The organism is Variovorax fucosicus, from assembly GCF_030316825.1.
Taxonomy (GTDB): domain Bacteria; phylum Pseudomonadota; class Gammaproteobacteria; order Burkholderiales; family Burkholderiaceae_C; genus Variovorax; species Variovorax fucosicus.
In genome coordinates this window covers 312,892-331,998 of record NZ_JASZYU010000004.1, presented here as the reverse complement: position 1 = coordinate 331,998, position 19,107 = coordinate 312,892, and the positions used below count along the sequence as shown (strand labels likewise).

Annotated in this window: 19 protein-coding genes and 1 tRNA gene; 9 read left to right on the top strand and 11 right to left on the bottom strand. The window is 66.3% G+C overall.

The genetic code is table 11. From position 1 onward, the window contains the following. Positions 1–27: 27 nt before the first annotated feature. The 6 genes from QTI05_RS23750 to QTI05_RS23725 all read left to right on the top strand — a co-directional run bounded on the left by QTI05_RS23750 (position 28) and on the right by QTI05_RS23725 (position 4,241). Positions 28–711 carry a response regulator transcription factor gene (locus tag QTI05_RS23750; RefSeq protein ID WP_286543199.1) on the top strand — a complete coding sequence of 228 codons (684 nt, stop codon included), beginning with the start codon at positions 28–30 and terminating at the stop codon, positions 709–711. Continuing rightward, the gene (locus QTI05_RS23745) at positions 708–2,117 is read left to right on the top strand and encodes a sensor histidine kinase (protein ID WP_286619885.1); all 1,410 of its coding nucleotides are present in this window, start codon (positions 708–710) and stop codon (positions 2,115–2,117) included. The genes QTI05_RS23750 and QTI05_RS23745 overlap by 4 nt, the downstream gene beginning before the upstream one ends. After that, a complete protein-coding gene (locus tag QTI05_RS23740; protein WP_286619883.1) occupies positions 2,117–2,542 on the top strand; it encodes an RNA-binding S4 domain-containing protein in 426 nt (141 codons plus the stop codon). The genes QTI05_RS23745 and QTI05_RS23740 overlap by 1 nt, the downstream gene beginning before the upstream one ends. Before the next feature lie 14 nt (positions 2,543–2,556). After that, positions 2,557–3,363, top strand: a complete 807-nt coding sequence (locus QTI05_RS23735) for a PPK2 family polyphosphate kinase (protein ID WP_286619881.1) — start codon at positions 2,557–2,559, stop codon at positions 3,361–3,363. A gap of 67 nt (positions 3,364–3,430) precedes the next feature. Next, positions 3,431–3,802 (top strand): hypothetical protein, encoded by a 372-nt coding sequence (locus QTI05_RS23730; protein ID WP_286619879.1) that lies wholly within the window; start codon positions 3,431–3,433, stop codon positions 3,800–3,802. 22 nt (positions 3,803–3,824) lie between these two features. Next, the gene (locus tag QTI05_RS23725) at positions 3,825–4,241 is read left to right on the top strand and encodes an FHA domain-containing protein (protein WP_286619878.1); all 417 of its coding nucleotides are present in this window, start codon (positions 3,825–3,827) and stop codon (positions 4,239–4,241) included. Positions 4,242–4,280: 39 nt separating this feature from the next. Here QTI05_RS23725 and QTI05_RS23720 read toward each other — a convergent pair whose 3' ends face one another. From QTI05_RS23720 to QTI05_RS23695, 6 genes are read right to left on the bottom strand one after another with little or no spacing between them, the layout of a single operon-like run. After that, positions 4,281–4,436: a hypothetical protein gene (locus QTI05_RS23720; protein ID WP_286619877.1), complete on the bottom strand. Its 156-nt coding sequence runs from the start codon at positions 4,434–4,436 to the stop codon at positions 4,281–4,283. A gap of 44 nt (positions 4,437–4,480) precedes the next feature. After that, complete coding sequence (locus tag QTI05_RS23715; RefSeq protein ID WP_286619875.1) at positions 4,481–5,521, bottom strand: Zn-dependent oxidoreductase; 1,041 nt, start codon at positions 5,519–5,521, stop codon at positions 4,481–4,483. 53 nt (positions 5,522–5,574) lie between these two features. Continuing rightward, on the bottom strand, positions 5,575–6,783 hold the full coding sequence (gene manD / locus QTI05_RS23710) for a D-mannonate dehydratase ManD (RefSeq protein WP_286619872.1): 1,209 nt from the start codon (positions 6,781–6,783) through the stop codon (positions 5,575–5,577). A gap of 52 nt (positions 6,784–6,835) precedes the next feature. Beyond that, entirely contained in the window at positions 6,836–8,695 is a 1,860-nt protein-coding gene (locus QTI05_RS23705; protein WP_286619871.1) for a TRAP transporter large permease, read from the bottom strand. 16 nt (positions 8,696–8,711) lie between these two features. Beyond that, positions 8,712–9,731 (bottom strand): TRAP transporter substrate-binding protein, encoded by a 1,020-nt coding sequence (locus tag QTI05_RS23700; RefSeq protein ID WP_286619869.1) that lies wholly within the window; start codon positions 9,729–9,731, stop codon positions 8,712–8,714. A 47-nt stretch (positions 9,732–9,778) separates the two neighbouring features. Next, complete coding sequence (locus QTI05_RS23695) at positions 9,779–11,257, bottom strand: mannitol dehydrogenase family protein (protein ID WP_444812958.1); 1,479 nt, start codon at positions 11,255–11,257, stop codon at positions 9,779–9,781. 162 nt (positions 11,258–11,419) lie between these two features. On the opposite strand from QTI05_RS23695, the gene QTI05_RS23690 reads away from it, so the two are divergent. Together QTI05_RS23690 and QTI05_RS23685 are read left to right on the top strand one after the other, a co-directional pair. After that, positions 11,420–12,178, top strand: coding sequence for a GntR family transcriptional regulator (locus QTI05_RS23690; protein WP_286619865.1), 759 nt, complete (start codon positions 11,420–11,422; stop codon positions 12,176–12,178). Between the two features lie 23 nt (positions 12,179–12,201). Then, complete coding sequence (locus QTI05_RS23685) at positions 12,202–13,524, top strand: cupin-like domain-containing protein (protein ID WP_286619864.1); 1,323 nt, start codon at positions 12,202–12,204, stop codon at positions 13,522–13,524. A 24-nt stretch (positions 13,525–13,548) separates the two neighbouring features. On the opposite strand, the gene QTI05_RS23680 is transcribed toward QTI05_RS23685, so the two are convergent. From QTI05_RS23680 to tilS, 4 genes are all read right to left on the bottom strand, one after another. Beyond that, positions 13,549–15,195, bottom strand: a complete 1,647-nt coding sequence (locus QTI05_RS23680; protein WP_286657925.1) for a tannase/feruloyl esterase family alpha/beta hydrolase — start codon at positions 15,193–15,195, stop codon at positions 13,549–13,551. Positions 15,196–15,296: 101 nt separating this feature from the next. After that, positions 15,297–15,389, bottom strand: a tRNA-Ser gene (locus tag QTI05_RS23675). 27 nt (positions 15,390–15,416) lie between these two features. Further along, complete coding sequence (locus QTI05_RS23670; protein ID WP_286543174.1) at positions 15,417–16,685, bottom strand: aspartate kinase; 1,269 nt, start codon at positions 16,683–16,685, stop codon at positions 15,417–15,419. Positions 16,686–16,754: 69 nt separating this feature from the next. Further along, a complete protein-coding gene (gene tilS, locus QTI05_RS23665) occupies positions 16,755–17,723 on the bottom strand; it encodes a tRNA lysidine(34) synthetase TilS (protein ID WP_286619860.1) in 969 nt (322 codons plus the stop codon). An 87-nt stretch (positions 17,724–17,810) separates the two neighbouring features. Here tilS and QTI05_RS23660 point away from each other — a divergent pair, with 87 nt between their 5' ends. Continuing rightward, a complete protein-coding gene (locus QTI05_RS23660) occupies positions 17,811–18,110 on the top strand; it encodes a YkvA family protein (RefSeq protein WP_286543170.1) in 300 nt (99 codons plus the stop codon). Here the strand turns inward: QTI05_RS23660 and QTI05_RS23655 are convergent, their stop codons facing one another. Beyond that, complete coding sequence (locus tag QTI05_RS23655) at positions 18,111–19,091, bottom strand: acetyl-CoA carboxylase carboxyltransferase subunit alpha (protein ID WP_286543169.1); 981 nt, start codon at positions 19,089–19,091, stop codon at positions 18,111–18,113. Positions 19,092–19,107: the final 16 nt, after the last annotated feature.

Sequence of the window (19,107 nt, the reverse complement as noted above, 5' to 3'; positions counted from 1 at the left end):
TGTCCGGCGGCTTGGGGAAAACACCGAATGAAACTGCTGCTCGTCGAAGACGATCCCTCGATGCAAACCACGTTGCAGCGCACGCTCGGGCGCCGCCAGATCGACGTGCGCGTGTGCGGCGACGGTGCCCTCGCGGTGGCGCAGTGGCGCGAGCTCGAACCCGACGTGGTGGCACTCGACCTGAGCCTGCCGAACCTCGATGGCCTGCAGGTGCTGGCTCAGGCCCGTGCCGCCGGGCTGCGCACGCCGGTGCTGCTGCTCACGGCACGCGGCACGGTGGGCGACCGCATCGTGGGCCTCAACGCCGGTGCTGACGACTACCTGCCCAAGCCGTTCGACCTGGACGAACTCGAAGCGCGGCTGCGCGCGCTGCGCAGGCGCCACCAGAAGAACCCCGATGCCGACGGCCCGGCCCGGCCGCAGGACGTGGGTGCGCTGCGCTATGAGGCCGACAGCGGCGCAATCTACCACCGCGCCGAGGTGCTGGAGCTGACGCCGCGCGAGCTGGCATTGCTCAAGGCGCTGATGATGAAGCCGGGCCACGCGGTCACCAAGGAGCGCCTGTTCGAGCTGGTGTTCCCGGGCGAGGTGGATGTGCAGTACGAGGCCATCGAGGTGGTGGTGTACCGCCTGCGCAAGAAGCTGGCCGGCACCGGAGCAGCGCTGATGACCATGCGGGGCCTCGGCTACCTCCTGCGCGAAGATCGATGAAGCGCGCTGCCTCGCTGCGCCGCACGCTGCTGATCGGCATCCTCGGGCCCGTGGGCCTGTTCATCGTGATCAACTCGATCAGCCTCTACCGGCAGAGCCTGGCGGCTGCGACGCTGGCCTACGACCGCACGCTGCTGGCCTCGGCCAAGACCATCGGCGAGCAGCTCGACGTGGTGGGTTACGAAGATCGGGCCGTGCTGCTGGCCAAGGTGCCCTACTCCGCGCTCGAGGCCTTCGAGGCCGACAACAAGAGCCACATGTACTACCGGGTGTCGAGTCTCGACGGCGAGATGGTGTCGGGCTTTGCCGAACTGCCGTTCTGGCGTGGCCGCATCCCGGATCGCGGCGCCTACTCGGCGCTGGTCGACTTCTACGATGCGCAGTTCCGCGACGAACCGGTCCGGGTCGCGGTGCTGCTGCAGCCGGTGGCCAGCGAACGCGGCCGCGGCATGGCCGTGGTGCAGGTGGCCGAGACGCTGGAGCTGCGCGAAACACTGGCGCGCCGGATTCTGGTCGATACGCTGTGGCGCCAGCTGCTGCTGATGGCGGTGATCGCTGCGCTCGTGGTCTGGGTGGTGCAGCGCGCCACCCTGCCGGTGCGCCGCGTCAGTGCGCGGATGGCAGAACGGCCCGAAGGCGATCTGAGCCCGATCGAGGCACCGGACGCGCCGCGCGAATTGCAGCCGCTGGTGGCGGCCACCACCGAGGTGATGGGCCGCCTGCAGCGCCTGCTGGACCACCAGAAGCGCTTTGTGCGCGACACCGCGCACCAGTTGCGCACGCCGCTTGCAGTGCTCAAGGCGCAGGTGCAGTCGGCGCGGCGCGGCGACATGCCGGCCGAGCAGGCGCTGGGCGAGATCAGCGACACGGTCGAGCGCGCCACCATGCTGGCCAACCAGATGCTGTCGCTGGCCAAGGTCGAACAGTTGCGCCAGCAGCCCGAATCGGAGCGCGTCGACTGGGCGCAGGTGGTGCGCGAGGTGGCGCTCGACGTGTCGCCGCTGGTCGCCGACAAGGCCCTCGATTTCGAGTTCGATGGCGCCTCCACGCCGGTGCGCGCGCACCGCTGGATGCTGCAGGAGCTCACGCGCAACCTGCTGCACAACGCCATCAAGCACAGTCCGCCCGGCGCGCGGCTGTCGGTGGCGATTCGCACGGATGCGGGCGAGGCGCTGCTGAGCGTGCAGGACGACGGGCCGGGCATCCCGGCCGAGCTGCGCCAACGCCTGTTTGCGCCCTTCTCCGCCGGCGATGTGGCGAGCGGCTCGGGCCTCGGGCTGGCCATCTGCCGCGAGATCGTGCAGGCGCTCGACGGTCGCATCGCGCTGGACAACCGGTCGGCCGACAGTCGCCGTGCCGCCGGTCTCACAGCGACGGTGCGGCTTCCGCTGGACAATGGGGCCTGATGGACAAACTCCGCATCGACAAGTGGCTGTGGGCCGTGCGCTTTTTCAAGACCCGTTCGCTGGCCGCGGACGAGATCGGCAAGAACCGCGTACAGGTCAACGGCGACATCGCCAAGGCATCGCGCGAGGTGAAGATCGGCGACACCGTCGCGGTACGGCTGGGCGCCGTTACCCGCGTGGTGCGGGTGCTCGGCATCAGCGGCCAGCGCGGCCCGGCACCGGTGGCGCAGAAGCTCTACGAAGAAACGCCCGAAAGCATCGCTGCGCAAGCCGCCGCGCGCGAGCAGCGCCGCATGGGCAGCGAACCGGCGCTCAGCATCGAGCAGGGCCGCCCGACCAAGCGCGACCGGCGCGAGCTCGACGGCGCCCGCCGTGGCGACTGGGACAGCCGCTGGAGCGCATCCATCGACCCCGAGGCCGAGTGACCAAGGATCTGCACATGACCCGTTTCGACCCCTACCGCGTTGGCCACAAGTTCCGCCTGGCCGACATCGACCCGGCCGACACGCCCTTTCTGAAGGGCTCCGGTGAAGCGCAGCGCGAGCAACTCGACCAGCTCGCCAAGGAGCTCGACGGCCTTCAGAACCTGTTGCACGCCGAAGGCAAGCGCAAGGTGCTGCTGGTGCTGCAAGGCATGGACACCAGCGGCAAGGACGGCACGGTGCGCTGGGTGTTCTCGCGCACCTCGCCGCTCGGCGTGCGGGTAGCGGCATTCAAGGCTCCCTCGGCCGAGGAACTGGCGCACGACTTCCTGTGGCGATGCCATGCCGTGGTGCCGCGCACGGGCGAACTCGCCGTGTGGAACCGCAGCCACTACGAAGACGTGCTGGTGCCGGTGGTCGAGGGCTGGATCGACAAGGCAGAGGCCAGGCGCCGCTACGCCCAGATCAACGACTTCGAACGCCTGCTGGCCGAAACCGGCACCGTCGTCGTCAAATGCATGCTGCACATCAGCCTGGGCGAACAGCGCGAACGGCTGCAGGCCCGGATCGACGAGCCCGACAAGCAATGGAAATTCAGCCGGGACGACCTGGTCGTGCGCAAGAAGTGGGGCCTCTACCAGCGCGCCTACGAAAAAGCACTGGCCGAGACCTCGACCGCGCACGCGCCCTGGTTCGTGATACCGGCCGACAGCAAGCTGCATCGCAACCTCATGATTGCGCGCCTGCTGGTGAAAACGCTGCGTGACATGAAGCCCCGGGCGCCGGCGCCCGACCCGACGCTCAAGGGGCTGATTGTCGAATGACAGGGACGCGGCGGCCGCGGGGGAGTATCTTCGGGGTTTGCCCTTTGTCATCTTGAGGAATTGCAGCGTGAACGCCTCCGAACCGACCCGTTCCCCCGAAACCACCACGCCGCTCGATGAGGCGCTGGCCCAAACGCAGGATGTGCAGGCCAGACTGAACAGCGGCGCGCAGGAATTGTTCGTCATCAAGGAAGTTCTCAAGCACGAGTTGCCGGCCGACGCGCGCACCGGCGACGTGGCGCAGGCGCTCGAAAAGCATGACGCGCTCGAGGAAGCGGTGCAGGAATGTGCCGACGACCTCGAAGACGTGAGCCAGGCGCTGGCCCAGGAGGTGGCCCACCGCGAGAAGCTCGAGAAAAAGCTGACGGAAACACGGGCCGGCCTGGCCGACATCGAAGCCGAAATGGCTGCACACCAGCAGAAATCAGCCGGCAACTGACCGATTCAGGAGGGCGCTGCGCATGCCCAGGCTCATCGTGATGACCCAACCCGGCAAGACCAGGCTCGTGCCGTTGCAAACGCCCGACACCAGGATCGGGCGAGCCGCCACCAACGACCTTGTACTCGACTCGGAACGCGTCAGCCGCTTCCACGCGGTGGTGACGGTTGGAGACGCCTTCGTTTCGATCCGCGACCTGGACAGCCGCAACGGCACCACCGTCAACGGCAGCCGCGTCGACGAGCCGCAGGTGCTTACAAACGGCGACAGCATCCTGATCGGAGACTGCCAGATGCGCTTTCTGGCCGGCGACCAGGAAGTCACCCCGGTCGAGGCGCTGCGGTTGATGACGATCCCGGGCTTGCTGGTGGATCTGGACAAACTTGGAGCCCCGCCCCGCAACGAGGGGCCGCAGGGCACCAAGCAGAACGGCCCGTAACGGGCCGGATCGGTCCGGGGCTGCGAGGCCCACCGGGGTTCATCGTGGATTTTTTGCGGCGAATGAAGCTGATGCCTGGTTGCTCTCCGCACGGCCGTTTTCGTTCAAGCCGGCGAGCACGAGAACGCCCGTCGCCAGGAGCGTTGCCATGCTGAAAGCCAGCCACTGCAGGGTTGCGTTCAACGTGATGTTCATGCCGCCATTCTTTGGCAGGAGGCTGCGCCACTCCTTGCGCTGGATCAATCCCGGGCGTCGACGCCGAAATCGAGAAGCACCTTGCAGCTGTAGCGCGGGTTGCGCTCAGCGATGTCGAAGGCGCCCGCCACGTCGCGGAAGTCGACCTTGTGGCTGATGATGCGGCCCGGGTCGACCAGGCCGCGCGTAATCCAGTCGATGACGGTGGGGAACATCGCGCAGTTCAGGCGCGATGCATAGAGCGTCAGTTCCTTCTTGGTCAGCTCCTGTTGCGGGATGGCCGATGGCGTTGCGGAGAAGCCGAGCAAGCCGATGCGCGCTGCCGGCGCCGCGATGCGAACCGCCTCTTCGATGATCTTCGGATGGCAGACGGCGTCGTAGATCAATGTCGGGCCGCCTTCGACACCGCGCTTGATCAGCGCCTCCGGCAGCGATTCACGCGTGGTGTTGATGATCTCGTCCTCGGCCGCACCGCATTGAAGCGCCAGGGCCAGCCGCTCGTCGAAATGGTCGGTGATGAAGGCGCGGATGCCGTAGACACGCTTGAGCACCTGCATCAGGTTGAGCCCGACCGGGCCGGCACCGTAGATGAGGGCCACGTCGCTGGGGAACACGCCGGTGCGGCCGGTCACGTTGGCCGCCACCGCGAACGGCTCGATCACCGAGGCGCTGGCATGCGCCAGATCCTTCGGCACCACGTAGGCGTTCTTGCCGGGCGCGCAGACGTACTGGCTGAAGCCTCCGTCGCGATGCACGCCGATCACCTGCAACCGGCTGCAGACGTTCTGCCGCCCGATGCGGCAGGCATGGCATTCGCCGCAGCTGATCACGGGGTCGACCACCACCGTCTGGCCGATGCGCGAGGCACTGACGCCCTCGCCCACCGATTCGATGCGGCCGACGAACTCGTGGCCGATGATTCGCGGATACGAGACGAACGGGTTCTGTCCGTGAAAGATGTGCAGATCCGAGCCGCAGATGCCGGCGAATCGCACGCGCACGCGCACCTCGCCCGCAGCGGGTTCGGGCATGGGCCGCTCGATGACGGCCATGCTGTTGGGTTGATCGACGACGACGCTGAGCATGTTGAAGGTCCTGGTGATTCGTTGTGTAGCTGGATGTGGCGGGTGCGGTCGTGCTACCAGTTCCACATCGAGCCGTCGCGCAGTCGCGCCACCGGCAGATAGGCCCGTTCGTACGGGTACTTGGCGGCGAGCGCCTCGTCGATGTCGACGCCCAGTCCGGGCACGTCGTCCATCACCAGGTAGCCGTCTTCGAAGCGGTAGTTGTGGGGGAAGACCTCGTTGGTCAACGGCGAATGCGGCATCAGTTCCTGGATCCCGAAGTTGGGCACCCACAGGCCGAAGTTGACCGCCGCCGCCATGCAGACCGGAGACAGGTCGGTCGCGCCGTGAAAGCCGGTGCGCACCTGATAGAGCGCCGCGAAATCCGCGATGCGCCGGACGTGCGTGATGCCGCCGGCGTGCGTGATGGTTGAGCGGATGTAGTCGATCAACTGCTCGCTGATGAGATCCTTGCAGTCCCAGATCGAGTTGAAGACCTCGCCGATCGCCAGTGGCGTGGTGGTGTGCTGGCGGATGAGCCGGAACGCTTCCTGGTTCTCCGCCGGCGTGGCATCCTCGATCCAGAACAGGCTGTAAGGCTCCAGTTCCTTGCCGAGCCGGCCGGCTTCGATCGGCGTCAGACGGTGATGTGCGTCGTGCAGCAGATGGATGTCGTGGCCCACCGCCTCGCGCACCTTGCGGAACAGCTCGGGCGTGTGGCGCAGGTAGAGCGAGGTGTCCCACGGTTCTTCCGGCGGCAGACCTTTTTCGGCCGGCTCGTAGAAGCCCTTGGTCTTGCCGACTCCGTAAGTCTTCGCAAGGCCCGGTACGCCGGACTGCACGCGGATCGCCTTGTAGCCTTCCTCGACATGTTGCTGCACGGCCTCGATCGCTTCGGCGTGATCCTTGCCGTTGGCGTGGCCATACACCATGAGGCCGTCGCGACTCTTGCCGCCCAGGAGCTGGTAGACCGGCATGCCGGCCAGCTTGCCCTTGATGTCCCACAGCGCCATGTCGACGGCGGCGATGGCGGACATCGTCACCGGCCCGCGCCGCCAATAGGCACCGCGGTAGAGGTACTGCCAGATGTCCTCGATGTTGCGCGGATCGCGGCCGACGAGGCAGGGAAACACGTGCTCGTCGAGGTAGGCCTTGACGGCCAGCTCGCGGCCGTTGAGCGTGGCGTCGCCCAGGCCGGTCACGCCTTCATCGGTGACGATCTTGACGGTGACGAAATTTCGGCCTGGGCAGGTGACGATGGTCTGGATGCGTTCGATCTTCAATGGAATCTCCAGGAGATATACGGGATGCCGTGGTGTGCAGTTCGCGGCGCGGCTACAGGAAGCCGATCGAGAACCAGGGCACGAAAACCAGCAGCAGCAGCGCGATGAACAACGCCGCCATGTGCGGCCACACGCGAGGCATGGCGACGTCCGGCGACACCCGTCCGATGGCACAGGCCGCGTAGAAGCCGACGCCGAAGGGTGGTGCGAACAGGCCCAGGCCCATCGCGAAGATCACCACCATCGCGTAGTGCACTTCGTTGACACCGACCAGCTTGGCGATCGGAAACAGCAGGGGCCCGAACAGCACGATCGCCGGAATGCCTTCCAGCAGGCTGCCCAGCACAACGAAGGCCAGCGCCGACACCAGCAGGAAACCCATCTTTCCGCCCGGCACCGCAGTCATGATCTTGACCAGATCCTGCGCGAAGCCCGATTGCGTGAGCGCCCAGGCCATGGCCGTGGCGCAGCCGACGATCAGCAGGATGGCGCCGGACAGCGAGGCCGTGTCGAGCAGCATCGGATAGATGCGGCGCCAGTCGAACTGCCGGTAGATGAACAGGCCCGCCAGCAGGGTGTAGAAGATGCCGATGGTCGAGACTTCGGTCGCGGTCGCGACGCCCTCGACCACCGCGGTGCGGATGATCACCGGCAACGCGAGCGCTGGCAGCGCGACCAGCAGCAGCTTGCCGATCTGCCTGCCCGACGCCTTGGTGACGCCAGTCATGTCCTCCCGCCGGGTCTGCCACCAGACGACGATCGCCATCAGCACGAGGCCGACCACGGCCGGCATCAGGCCACCCACGAAGAGCGCCGTGATCGACACCCCGGTAACCGAGCCGACCGTGATGAGCACGATGCTCGGCGGAATGGTCTCCGACATCGCACCCGACGCCGACAGCAGCCCGATCAGATCGCCATCCTTGCTGCCGCGCTTCTTCATTTCCGGGAACAGCGCCGGGGCCACTGCCGCCATGTCGGCCGCCTTGGCGCCCGAGATGCCCGACACGATGTACATCGCGCCCAGCAGCACGTACTGCAAGCCGCCGCGCACATGGCCGATCAGGCTGACCAGGAAGTTGATCATCGCGCGGGCCAGGCCCGTCATCTCGATCAGCGACCCCAGGAAGACGAACAGCGGCACGGCCAGCAGGATCAGGTGCGACATGCCCTCCTGCATGCGGTTGGGCATGATCGACATCGGCGTTGTGGTCGAGAAGGCCAGGTAGGACATCGTCGCCAATCCGAAAGCGAACGCGATCGGCACGCCGATCACGATGCAACCGACCAGCATCACCAAAAAGAAGATGACCAGGTTGAGGTTGCCGAGCGTGGCCAGCGCGGGCGACAGCAGCCACAGCGCACCGCCGCCGAGCGCCACCGCACCACCGGTGACGGCGATCTGTTTCCAGGCCGCGTGCTCGACAAGCCGGGCGACCGCGGTCACCAGCATCAGGAACGCACCGGCGCACACCGCTCCTGCGCGCCAGCCTTCGCTGATGCCGAGCACCGGCGTCGAGACCGCGATCTCCTCATGCCAATGCTCCCAGGCCGGCCCGGCGAGCATGACCAGAAAGGCGACCACGAGGCACATGCCCAGCGCGTCGAGCCAGGCCCGCTTGTCGGCCGGCAGATCCTTGACGAATGTCGTCAGGTGCATATGTGCCGCGCGCCGAAGTGCAATGCACGAGCCGAGCATCGCCAGCCATAGGAACAGGATGCTGGCGAGTTCGTCGGTCCAGGTGAGCGGCGCGTGCAGCGCGTAGCGCGCGAAGGCGCCGCCGCCCAGGATCAGGATTTCGGCCACCACAATGGCGGCGGCCGGTACTTCGGTCACCCACGCCAGCAGCCGGTCGAACCCGTTCGACTTGGCGGCAGGAGCGAGGTCGAGGGGATCGACGGTGGATTGCATGGCGCTTCCCGATGGGTCAGACCAGCTTGCCGGAGTACTTCTCCAGCTTGGCCCACACCTCGTCGCCGTACTTGGCCTTCCACTCCGTGTAAAAGCCGGCGCTCTTGAGCAGTTCGCGGAACGGTGCGGGATCCGGCTTGTTGAAGGCCACGCCCAGCTTGGCCAGCTGCGCCTGCGCATCGGCATTGAGCCTCGCGATGTCCTCGCGCTGCTTGAGTGCCGCGGCGTTCAGGTTCTTCGACAGCGATTCCTGCACTTCCTTCGGCAGCGCCTGCAGCTTTTTCGCATTGCCGAAGATGAAATGGCCGTCCCAGGTGTGCGCCGTCAGCGAGCAGAACTTCTGCACCTCGTAGAGCTTGGCGCTCTGGATCAACGCGAGCGGATTCTCCTGGCCGTCGACCACCTTGGTCTGAAGCGACGAATACAGTTCGCCGAACGGAATCGCCGTGGGCGATGCGCCGAGCGCCTTGAACATGGAGATCCAGAGCGGGATGCCGGGCACGCGGATCTTGAAGCCCTTCAGATCCGCCGGCGTCACGATCGCCTTGCTGGCCGAGGTGATGTTGCGGTAGCCGTTGTCCAGGCACTTGTCGTAGGCGTAGAGATTGACTTTGGCCAGGGCCGATCGCACGTAGAGACCCAGGTCGCCGTCCATCGCAGCCCAGACGGCGTCGTAGTCCTTGAAGGCGAAGGCCACGCCGTTGATGCCCGCGGTCGGCACCAGCGTCTGGAGGTTGGTGCCGGCGGTGGACATGATGTCGATGGCACCCGCGCGCGTCTGCGAAATCATGTCCGGCTCGCTGCCGAGCTGGCTGGTGGGATAGACCTGCAGATCGACCTTGCCGCCGGTGTCCTTGCGGATCGCCTCCGAGGCTTCCTTGATGCGCAGCGTGCCGGGATGATCCGCCGGAAAGGCGGTGCCGTACTTGAGCTTGATCTCGCTTTGCGCAAAGGCGAAGCGCGCGGGCATGGCGGTGGCCATGCCAACAGTTGCGAGGGCGGTGCCGAACTGGCGGCGGGTGGGCGCAAAGGTCATGGAAAGGTCTCCGTTGGTTTGTTGGGTAGTGCGGTTCGGATGCGAATTCAGCCGGCCAGCAGCGCAGCCATGCCGCCCTGCCGCAATGTGGCCAGGTGACGCGCCAGGCGCGCCGCGAACGCCGGCGGCCAGGGTGCGCTGCCGAACACCGGCTCATGCGCCAGCGCGGCCCGGGCCGCATCGCCTTCGTCCGCGGCCGCACGCAAGCGCGCGACGAGCGCTTCGGCGCCGGGGTCGCTGATCGTCAACGGCGCGCCACTGTCGCTGCGGCCGCGGGCCAGGTAGTGCAGCCAGCCTGCCAGCGCGCGTTCGAGCAGCGGCCGCTCCACCCCGGCCGCGAGGCTCTCGCGCAGGGCGGGCAGCCAGCGCACCGGCACCTTCTGGGTTCCGTCCATCGCGATCTGCTGGGTTCGGTGCGCCAGCGCCGGGTTCTCGAAGCGCCTCAGCAGCTCATGGCAGTAAGCCGGCACGTCGTACCCGGCTGGCGCCGCCACGGTGGCGCGCAGATCCTCGAGCATCAAGCGGCGTGCAAATTGGCCGACCAAGGGGTCGGCCATGGCATCGGACACGCTCTCCAGGCCGCAGAGCTGGCCGGCATAGGCGATGGCCGAGTGGGTGCCATTGAGAAGGCGCAGCTTCATGGCCTGGTACGGGCGCACGTCGGCAGTCAGCAGCGCACCGGCGTCTTCCCAGGCCGGCCGCGGGCCCGCGAAGCAGTCTTCGATCACCCACTGCATGAACGGCTCGCAGACGATCGCGGCCTCGTCGCGCAGGCCGAGCCGGCCTGCGGCCCACGCGAGCGATGCCGGCGTGGCGGCCGGCACGATGCGGTCGACCATGCTGTTGGGAAAAGCGATCTGGGTCTCGATGCGGCGAGCGAGCGTCTCGTCGAACAGCCCCGCGTACTGCACCAGCAGCTTGCGCAGGCTGTGGCCGTTGCGGGCCATGTTGTCGCAGCACACCACCGTCAGCGGCGCCCCCGCAGGGCGGCTCCGGATTCCGGCAGCCAGCACGCCCAGCGTGGTTTTCGGAGCGTCGGGATGCGCCAGATCGTGACGCACGGCGGCATCGGCAACATCGAGATCCGCGCTGGCCGGATGCTGGCTGTAGCCCTTCTCGGTGACGGTGCTGGTCAGGATGGTCGTTGCCGGATCGGCGATGGCGCGGATCACCTGCGCCAGTTGCGAAGGTGCATACAACGCGTCGCGCAGCACACCGACGATCCGGGTCCTGGCCTCGTCGCCGTGCCGCTCGGTCACCGAATAGAGGTGATCCTGCGCCGCCAGCGTGTCGGCGACGCCCGGATCGCGCAGGCTGACGCCGACGATGCCCCAGCGCAGGTCGCCCTGGGCGACGACCGCTTCGGTGTAGAGCGCCTGATGCGCGCGGTGAAAGGCACCCAGCCCCACGTGAACGATGCCGCGCGCCAGACGCGAGCGGTCGTAGCCGGGCAAGGCCACTTCCTTCGCCAGTTTGCCCAGGCTTTGCTGCGAAAGCTGCGCATTCCGTTCTGCCGTCGAAAGCATGGGCGTCATCTCCTTTTTTCACCACAGTACCATGGTAGTAATGGCTCGATGCCGCGAGTCTAGGAGCACTCAGGGGTCAAAACAGCTGGAAAACCCTTATGAACGAGGTTGATCGACGTTCTCTACCATGGTGTAGAGTGACTGAAAACGAGTTTCTTCGACATGCCCCGCACCGCCATCAGCGATCCTTCCAAAGTCGACCCGGCACGCGCCGAAAGTTCGTTGCTTGCCGCGTTGAACGGCTTCAAGCTGGACCCGACCCGCTCGTACACCGCGCAGGTGCACAACCAGCTGCGTGAAGCCATCGTGCGCGGCATCCTGCCCCCGCGCACCGCGCTCTCCGAGGCCACCATCTCCAAGCTGATCGACGTGAGCCGCACGCCGGTGCGCGAAGCGCTGGCGCAGCTGGCCGACGAGCAGATGGTGCTGATCTACCGCCAGGTCGGCACCATCGTGGCGCCGGTTCGCATTTCGCTGCTGGAGGAAGGCCGCTTCGTGCGAAGCACGCTCGAATGCGCCAGCCACGTGCAGCTGGCGCAGACCATCACGCCGGAGCAGTTGACGGAATTCGGCCAGATCGTGGAACGCCAGCGCAATGCGGTGAAGAGCGGAGAGATCGACCGGTTCTCGGAGCTGGACGAACTGATGCACCGCCGGCTCTTCGAGTTTGCCGGCCGCGAACACGTCTGGGCCATGCTGGAGCCGATCAAGCGCCAATTCGACCGCGTGCGCTGGCTGCTCCTGGGGCACGTGGCGGGCCACGCCGAGCGTGCCTTGCGCGAGCATGAACAAATGCTGGCCCAGATGGCATCGCGCGATGTCGCCGGCCTCGGCGCCAGCGTGTCTTCGCACATTAACCACATCACCGCACATCTCGCCGCGCTGCGCGAGCAGGCGCCTGAGAGCTACTTCGTCGACTGACCCGTCTCGCGGAGGCAATCGCCATGTCATCCCCTTCCGTGCCGATACCCCCCGCACCGCTTCCCCGGCAGATCGACGCCTCGTGGCGGCGCTGGATCGTCGAGCAGCGCCTGGGCGGCAGTGCCATCGAGTCGATGCTGCAGGTGATGCAAAACGGCGGTCTTGCGCGAGTCGATGCCGAGCGAGCCATTGCGGCGCTCGATGACGACCCGGCGTATGCCGCGGCCCTCGGCCTGCAGCATCGGCTTCGAAAGCTCGACGCCGTGGCGCTGAACCTGCAGCGGCTGTGGGCGTCCGATCCGCAGTACCGCACGGTGGAGAAGCGCGCCAACTTGTCCGACGAGGAATTCGCTGCGCGTTATGTGCGCGGCTGTCGGCCCGTGGTGCTCACCGGCCATACGCGCGACTGGCCCGCCATGCGGAGCTGGTCGCCCGAGGACTTGAAGCAGCGCTTTGGCCACCTCGACGTAGACGTCCAGTCCGAGCGCCATGCCGACCCGAACTACGAGCAGAACAAGCTGCTGCTGACAAAGCGCGTGAACCTTGGCGCCTTCGTCGACCAGGTGGTGCGCGGCGGCGCGACCAACGACTACTACCTGACGGCAAACAACGAACTGCTGCGCCGGCCGGAATTCGCGCCGCTGCTCGACGACATCGGCAGCCTGCCGCCGCTGTGCGACCGCTCGCAGCTGGCGAACCGCTCGTCGTTCTGGTTCGGCCCGGCCGGCACCGTGACACCGCTGCACCACGACACGTTGATGCTGTTCCACACCCAGGTGGTCGGGCGCAAGCGTTGGCGCTTCGTGTCTCCGCTCGAATGGTCGCGTGCCTACAACCTTCGCAACGTGTTCAGCGAAGTGGATCTTGAGCGGCCCGACCCGGTGCGATTCCCGGCCTTCGCCGATGCGACGGTGCTCGAGGTGGTGGTCGAGCCGGGCGAGACGATGTTCCTGCCCTTGGGCTGGTGGCATCAGGTGGCCTCGCTCGAAGTGAGCCTGTCGTTCTCGTATTCGTGCCTGGCAGTGCCCAATCAATTCGACTACCCCGACCCGGCCCCGCCCTTGCCCGCGCCGCCGGCAGCGGCGTCAGCCCACACCGCCGATGCAATGCAGGACGAGCTCGTGAACGCCGTGACTGTGGTCGGCGGCATCATCGAGGTTCAGTTCAAGGACGGGAGCACATTGCGGTTCCGCTCGCGCGGCTCGGGCATGGAGGTGCAGGAGAGCCGCCCGGACTCGCGCGCCTCGCACTATGGCCAGCGGCTTGCCGGCATCTCGGGCGACGGCGGCGCCATCCAGTGTCAGTTCACCGACGGCTCGTCGATCCGCATCGTGCCGTTCGGCTGAACTGGAGGATCACTCTCCCAAAGCTCAACGCCCTGCGCACCGGAAGTCCTCTGCCTTGAGACCGTCTCCGGAAACGAACTGCGGATAGTTCGGATACCGGCACATTGGCCTCGACGCAAGGGTTCTGAAGGGTGCCGCCGTGTCATTGCGCACCTGGATCAGCACGTCATCCGGCGCTCGTGCATTCGCAACCCATTCGTCCAGCGTTCCGAGCAGGTCGGCGGTTGTCGGTACCGGGGTGCCTGTCGTCAGACTCACAGCCGTGCCACCGTGTGACGATGCCGGCGATACATACAGGCGCAGGAAACGTTCCACGTTGGCCTGCCCCATGCGCGCCACCACGCTCTCGAAGTACTGCATGCCTGCGAGCGGACTTTGCGCCATGTCGCCCGTGTTCTCTCGAATGATCAACTTTCCGCCGCGCCGCAGGAAAGCGCCCAGATCCGGATCGGTCGCATCCATCAACGCCGACACCTGCTGGATGCGCGTACGGAAGGTGGCGGGGTCGAATTGCCGGACGTCCAATTTGGGGTCGCGCGCAATGACATTCCGCGCGTAGCTGACGCCGTAAACCACGCCTCGGGCTTGCGTCGTGACAGCGTCGGTGCCGGGAATCGTGCCGTCGCTGATCCAGCGTTCGATGCCTTCGCCCGGTTGAATCTCCCCGCCGAACAGCCGGCCAGGATAGGTCGTCAGCCCATTGGCGACTGCAAAGGGCAGGACCGTAGGGGCATAGGCACCGTTGAACGTAGCGATCTGGGCGTCGGACAGACAGGAAGCACCGGCATCGGTGCCGCCGGGGCACCGCAGGGTTTGAACGTTGAACCGCGCTGGGCAGGCGAGGTAGTTGTTGATCACGCCGTCCGCCAAGCCATCCAGTCCGTCGCAAGCGCTGTTCACTGCATTGGCGATCAGGCGTGTCTTCGCGGTGCCCAGAACGCCGCCGCTGAACTGCGGCTTGGTGAAGTTGATGAACCCGTTGAAAAGGCCGTTCCAATGAATCACCGGCACCACGGCAACGATTCCATCGAAGTCCTGCGGGAAGCGTTGCGCCAGCATCAACCCTTCGCGCCCGCCCTCCGAGCCGCCGAAGTAGTACTGCTGCGCCGGCTTGCGCTGGTAGTAGCGCTGCATCAAGACGGTCGACGCGTCTTTCACCTTCTTGTAGGAGGCAAAGGCGAAGTTCTCGAACATCTCGTCGTTCAGTGCAAACTTTGCCGGATCGGTGGGATATGCGGCGCCATCGTGGCCGGAGTCCGTTCCGAAAGTGGCGTATCCCCGTGCGAGCGGCACCGGCAGCCCCGCGGGCGCGTCGCGCAGCGGTGCCAAGCCCGAGATGAGCAGGCCGTTGAACCCGCCGCCGCCGTACATCAGCGCCTTCCCGTTCCATTGGATCGGCAGGTTGAGCTGGAAGCGGATGGGTTCGGCGTTTGCGGTGCGTGCTGCAATCGAGCCCAGCACCTGGCAATGCTCAGGCAGTCCGTTGCCCGCAGCGACGAGTCTGGCGGACCCGACCGTCGCCGCACCGCTGGGAAGCCCCATCTCGCCGGCCGCGACAGTCTGACCAGCCAGCGACGGACAGGTCTGGCGCAGGGTCGACTCGGTCGGCGGGGTGACGCTTGCACACGCCGCCAGCAACAAGGTCGATACGAGGGGTGCGAACGCTGTCAACCGCGTGTTCGTTGGATGTCTCATCGGATCTCCTGAGCCAGGTGCTTCTAACAAAAAAGCCACCCGAAGGTGGCTTTTTCATTGGAGAGATCTCCATATTCTGGCGGAACCGGAGGGATTCGAACCCTCGATGAGGCTCTACACCCCATACTCCCTTAGCAGGGGAGCACCTTCGGCCACTCGGTCACAGTTCCTTGAAAGCAACCAGCATTATGCCAGCTTCAGGCAGCCGGTTGATCGAGATCGAAGGCTTTGTGCAATGCGCGCACGGCGAGTTCCATGTACTTCTCGTCGATCACCACGGAAGTCTTGATCTCGCTGGTGGAGATCATCTGGATGTTGATGCCCTCCTCGCTCAGCACGCGGAACATCTTGGCTGCAACGCCGACGTGGCTGCGCATGCCGATGCCGACGATGCTGACCTTGCAGATCCTCGCGTCGCCGACCACCTCGGCCGCGCCCAGGGTGGGCAGCACCTTGTCCTTGAGCAGGTCGACCGCCTTGGCGAATTCGTTGCGGTGCACCGTGAAGCTGAAGTCGGTCTTGCCGTCCTTGCTCAGGTTCTGGATGATCACATCGACCTCGATGTTCGCGTCGGCGACCGCCCCCAGGATGTGGTACGCGATGCCTGGCTTGTCGGGCACGCCCAGCACCGAGATCTTGGCCTCGTCACGGTTGAACGCGATGCCGGATACGACGGCTTGTTCCATGTTTTCGTCTTCCTCGAAAGTGATCAGCGTGCCGGACTTGGCTTCTTCGTTGATGTCGATGTCCCACGGCGTGAAGCTTGACAGCACACGCAGCGGCACCTTGTACTTGCCCGCAAATTCCACCGAGCGGATCTGCAGCACCTTGGAGCCGAGGCTCGCCATTTCGAGCATCTCTTCGAAGCTCACGGTGGTCAGGCGGCGCGCGTCGGGTTCGACGCGCGGATCGGTGGTGTAGACGCCGTCCACGTCGGTGTAGATGAGGCACTCGTGGGCCTTCATCGCGGCCGCGATTGCCACGGCCGAGGTGTCGCTGCCGCCGCGGCCGAGCGTGGTGATGTTGCCCTCGTCGTCGACGCCCTGGAAGCCGGTGATGACCACCACGCGGCCGGCCTCGAGGTCGGCGCGCACGCGCGCGTCGTCGATGCTTTCGATGCGGGCCTTGGTATAGCTGCTGTCGGTTCGCACCGAGACCTGCCAGCCGGCATAGCTCACCGCTTCCATGCCTTCGGCCTGGAGTGCGATGGCCAGCAACGCCGACGAGGCCTGTTCGCCGGTCGACGCGAGCATGTCGAGTTCGCGGTTGGTGGCGTCGGCGGGTTTGCTCGGCGAGAGTTCTTTCGCGAGGCCCAGCAGGCGGTTGGTTTCGCCGCTCATGGCGCTGGGAACCACCACCATCTGGTGGCCGGCACGCGCCCATTTGGCGACGCGCTTGGCGACGTTCTTGATGCGCTCGGTCGAGCCCATCGACGTGCCGCCGTATTTGTGAACGATCAATGCCATGGGTGAAATATGGGAAAGAGATGAAACCGGCCCCGGGGGGTGCCCCCGGAGGCGGCGCGCCCTTGACGTTCAGCGCAAAGGCTTTGTCGGGGGCGCGGAATTGTACCAACCGAGCACGGGGCCCTGCCGTTCGACAAATCCGGCGCCGAGCTTGATGTGCAGGCCGTGGCCGCGCGTGGTGCAGGCGGCGATCTGGTCAAGCAGTTCGTCGAGCTGCACTGTGCTCGGCGTGCAGCCATGCGCCTGCAGCAACCAGTGGCGCAGCAGGTTGGCCTGGCGGGCGCGCGACATCTGTTGCAGCGCCTTGATGTCCGGCGGGCTGCCGACGCTTGCCAGATCCTGCTGCGCCAGTTCGGCGAGCAGAACCTGCGCCTGCGCCGCGTGGCGCGCGCTGCGCGCGAAGGTGGCGCGAAACTGCGGAAACGCCCGCTCCAGCGCGGGCAGCAGTTCGGCGCGGATCCGGTTGCGGGTGTAGCGCGGGTCGGCGTTGCTCGGGTCTTCGATCCAGGGCACTTCCCGCGCCGTCAGCCAGGCGCGGATCTCCGCGGCCGGCACGCCCAGCAGCGGCCTGTGGTAGCGCAGCCCGTCGCGCTCCATCACGGGGGGCATCGCCGCCAGGCCCGCGAGGCCGGCACCGCGCGACAGGGCCAGCACCACCGTTTCGACCTGGTCGTCTGCATGCTGCCCGAGCGCGATGGATTCGAGTGCACCCTGCTCCCGCCCGACGGTCGCCAGCGCCGCAAATGATGCATAGCGGGCGCGACGCGCAGCGTCTTCGGGACTCTCGCCGGGCGTGTGCCGCGCGTCGATGCGTTGCACCCGCAGCGGCACGCCAAGCCGCTCGCACACCGCGGCGCAGTGCCGCTCGAAATCGTCGGCCGCAGCCTGCAGGCCGTGGTGCACGTGGAAGGCCTCTACCTGCCCCGGCCAGCGCGCAGCGCAGGCCACCAGCAGCGCGGTCGAGTCGGCGCCGCCGCTGTAGGCCACTGCAAGCGGCAGCGCGGGCTCGAAAGCGGCCATGGCCTGATCGAAATTCATGGGGAGATTGTGCGGCCGGCCCTTGTCATCGGATCGAGGCGACCCACGTTAGGGCCTTGGGCCGCATTGGCCTGCAAAGGAGTCGGTATGTGGAAACTCGGCAAGCTGTGGCTGCTGCTGCGCAAGGAGCTGGCGCTGGTCTGGGCCATGTTGCGAGATCCACGTGCGCCGAAGGCGGCCAAGCTGACCGCCCTGCTCGCGGTGCTCTACGTGCTGAGCCCCATCGACCTGGTGTCGGATTTCATTCCGGTGCTGGGCTGGCTCGACGACGGCGTGGTGGCCATGCTGCTGATCCAGCTGGCCACGCGCTTCCTGCCGCCCGACGTGCACGCCGCGCTCAAGGCGCAGATCGAGCGCCGCTTCGGTACGGCGCGCGCCGGCGCCTGATCACTTGCTGTTGTCGGCCTTGGTGTCGTTGAAGCGGCCGTAGCTCTGCAGCCGGTCGTAGCGGCGGTCCAGCAGTTCCTTGACCTTGAGGTCGCTGACCTGGCGGAACGCGTCGTTCAAGGCGCGCTTCAGGAACGCGGCCATCTGCCGGTGGTCGCGGTGCGCACCACCGACGGGCTCGTTCACGATCTTGTCGACCAGCCCCAGTGCCTTCAGGCGGTGCGCGGTGATGCCGAGGGCATCGGCCGCCTCCTGCGCCTTCTCGGAGGTCTTCCAGAGAATCGAGGCGCAGCCTTCGGGGCTGATCACCGAATAGATCGAGTACTGCAGCATCAGCAACTGGTCGCCGACCGAGATGGCCAGCGCGCCGCCGGAGCCGCCCTCGCCGATGATGGTGACGATGATCGGCACTTCGAGCTGCGCCATCTCGAAGATGTTGCGGCCGATGGCTTCCGACTGGCCGCGTTCTTCCGCATCGATGCCGGGGTAGGCACCGGGCGTGTCGACGAAGGTGAACACCGGAAGCTTGAACTTCTCGGCCGTCTTCATCAGCCGCAGCGCCTTGCGGTAGCCCTCGGGCTTGCTCATGCCGAAGTTGCGTGCGGTGCGCTCCTTGGTGTCCCGGCCCTTCTGGTGGCCCAGCACCATGCAGGGCGTGCCGTTGAAGCGCGCCAGGCCGCCGACGATCGAGAGATCGTCAGAGAAATGCCGGTCGCCGTGCAGCTCGACGAAATCGGTGAAGAGTTCGTTGACGTAGTCGAGCGTGTACGGGCGCTCCGGATGCCGGGCGATCTTGGTGATCTTCCAGGGCGTCAGGTCGCTGTAGATGTCCTTGGTGAGCTGCTGGCTTTTCTTGCCGAGCTGGTCGATCTCCTCCGAGATATCGACTGCCGATTCGGTCTGCACATAGCGCAGTTCTTCGATCTTGCTTTCGAGTTCCGCGATGGGCTGCTCGAAGTCGAGGAAGGTTCGTTTGGCCAAACTCTTCTCCTGTTGT